The organism is Microbacterium sp. ZW T5_45 (genome assembly GCF_044987415.1).
Classification (GTDB): Bacteria; Actinomycetota; Actinomycetes; order Actinomycetales; family Microbacteriaceae; genus Microbacterium.
In genome coordinates this window covers 1-943 of record NZ_JBJDRJ010000084.1, presented here as the reverse complement: position 1 = coordinate 943, position 943 = coordinate 1, and the positions used below count along the sequence as shown (strand labels likewise).

Sequence of the window (943 nt, the reverse complement as noted above, 5' to 3'; positions counted from 1 at the left end):
CTAGGGCGTGTCTCCTAAATGGTGGGCGTGGTCTGAGAGTGTTGTCGGGTGAGTCGTTTCGTGTTGTTGTCGGATGCCCAGTGGGCGTCGATCTCCGATCTCATGCCCGGCCCCACGGGGCGTAAGGGGCGCCCGTTCGCGGACGCCCGCTCAATGGTTGAGGGAATCGTGTATCGGTATCGGACCGGGATCGCGTGGCGAGACCTTCCGACCGTGTTCGGGCCTTGGCAGACGGTCTGGAAATGGCATCGCCGGATGGCCGGCGACGGTCTGTGGGACACGGTCCTGGGGCGATTGCTCGCCGCGGCGGATGCCGCCGGCATGGTCGACTGGTCGGTCTCGGTGGACTCCACGATCGCCCGCGCGCACCAGCATGCAACGAACATCACCCGCAGCACAGGGGGATCTGTCGAATTACACGATTCCGGGGCTCGAGCCGCCTGATCATGGGTTCGGCCGCTCCCGGGGTGGCCTCTCGACGAAGGTTCATCAGCTCGTCGACGGCCATGGGCTCCCGCTCGTTACGGCGATCACGCCCGGACAAGCGGGAGACTCGCCGATGCTCCTGCCGCTGCTTCACGACCTCCGAATTGCCCGCCCGATCGGGCGGCCCCGAACCCGCCCTGAGAAGCTTCGCGGTGACAAGGCCTATTCCTCACGCGCGATCCGATCACACCTGCGAGCACGAGGCATCGAGTCCGTCATCCCCGAACCCCGCGACCAACAAGGCCACCGAACCCGCCGCGGATCTCGCGGCGGACGACCCGTCACATACGATCCCGTCGACTACAAGAACCGGAACGTCATCGAACGCGGCTTCTGCCGACTCAAGCAATGGCGAGGCCTGGCAACGCGATACGACAAACTCGCCATCGTCTACCGAGCCGCCGTCGTCCTCAACGCCGTCATCGCCTGGCTACACCATTTAGGAGACACGCCCTAG

1 protein-coding gene is annotated in these 943 nt (G+C 65.2%); it reads left to right on the top strand.

All coding sequences use genetic code 11. The annotated features are described in order from the left end of the window. Positions 1-48 precede the first annotated feature (48 nt). A protein-coding gene (locus tag ACI3KS_RS19600; RefSeq protein ID WP_404920214.1) for an IS5 family transposase occupies positions 49-943 on the top strand; the annotation gives its coding sequence in 2 pieces (ribosomal slippage) (positions 49-408 and positions 410-943; 894 coding nt in all).